Origin of the sequence: Hwanghaeella sp. 1Z406 (assembly GCF_048892425.1) — a bacterium.
GTDB lineage: Bacteria > Pseudomonadota > Alphaproteobacteria > UBA8366 > Aestuariispiraceae > Pacificispira.
This window is the reverse complement of sequence record NZ_JBLZHU010000022.1, coordinates 1-1276: the sequence shown is the minus strand read 5'-3', so window position 1 is coordinate 1276 and position 1276 is coordinate 1. Positions and strand designations below refer to the sequence as shown.

At 47.6% G+C, this 1276-nt stretch carries 2 protein-coding genes; both read right to left on the bottom strand.

Annotated elements, in window-relative coordinates:
- Nucleotides 1–177 precede the first annotated feature (177 nt).
- The gene (locus tag ACOSDR_RS20175; protein WP_420732339.1) at nucleotides 178–744 is read right to left on the bottom strand and encodes a hypothetical protein; all 567 of its coding nucleotides are present in this window, start codon (nucleotides 742–744) and stop codon (nucleotides 178–180) included.
- Nucleotides 745–894: 150 nt separating this feature from the next.
- A partial coding sequence (locus ACOSDR_RS20170; RefSeq protein ID WP_420732338.1) for a hypothetical protein occupies nucleotides 895–1276 on the bottom strand: 382 nt, incomplete at its 5' end.

Below are 1276 nucleotides of genomic sequence, written 5' to 3'. Positions count from 1 at the left end.
CCGCGCGAAACAGCCCATTCGCCTCTTCCACCGTATAGGCCCGAAAGTAACGGTCATTCTCAAACTCGACTTTCATTTTCCGGCCCTTTCGTATCGTATTTTCAGGTGGTGTTTAGGACACAACAGGCGCTTTCGCTGAACCACAAAGAGGGGTGATAGAGCAACCATCCTTAACGGCTATTGTAAGGAATCGCGGGCAAAGCGCCCGCCTTTAAGGATGAGTTCTTCAGCAAAGCCGCATTCATCTGGCTCCATGAGTTCTGGGACAGTTATCTTTCTCCCCTTCTTGCCATAGGAGACCATGAAATCTGAAAAGTCTGCACCTTCTGCTTGGCGTCTATTAAATATTTCGTATGTTATATTTCTAGTTTTCAAAAACGAACTTTCTCCAAATTCACCGCCATATTTTGGAAAATTCTCATCAGGTAAGTAATAGCTTATCTGTACATATACTTTATTGTCTTTAATCTTTATTATGCCACGCTCTTCGAAACGCCGCAGGTTTTTTCCATAAGAATCCCTCACAAGCTCCCAAGCTTCATCTGAGAGATCGCCTGACATCAGATGCAAGTCATCTACGGTCTGCGGTGGTACTCGGAAGTAATTTCTACAGGCAGGATGAAATGCCACAAACGGCACATTATTGATAATCCATTGAGCAGAGAAGTATCCTGAAACAAGAATGGTACCAAGGAATAGCAAGAGCCATGCGCGCCCAATATCTGTTTCAGGATATAGTCTCATAGAATACAGCCCTTCTTAGTCTCGGTCTGTCCAAACGAATGCTTCCGGTTTCAGTTTGCCCTCTTTAATTTTAAAGGTGGCTGTCAAATCTTGTTGCCATATGGCGGAATTGCGGTCTTTCAGAGGGGGGCTGAGATTGCTATCCAGCCGTCAGCGGTTCTTGAGGACGTCGACCAGCTCATAGGGCGTCTTGCGGGGGCCGCCGATGAAGTCGGGAACTTCCCAGCCTGCGCATTCATACATCCAAGCCAAATTTTTCGGATGCTCGCATCTATCGGACTCAGCCCCCCAGTAAAAATCTAAATCATGCATCAGCACATCCAAACCGCCTGATATTTCAATAACACGATCAATGAAATCCGGTTCGCCGCCCAGCATGGTGTAGAAATCCAGATCCGTGCAGACCCCCCAGCTTTCCTCCCGTGAGAACATGAAGCCCCCCGCGCCCATACAAATGAAGAGTTCCTGAAAATACGCAATGCCGGCATTTATGGAGCCTGGCGGCGTCGCGATGGCCCCAATGTTTGAGCCC

What these genes read in the sequence shown, in the direction of transcription:
- ACOSDR_RS20175 (WP_420732339.1), bottom strand. Translation starts at nt 744, where the DNA reads ATGAGACTATATCCTGAAACAGATATTGGGCGCGCATGGCTCTTGCTA.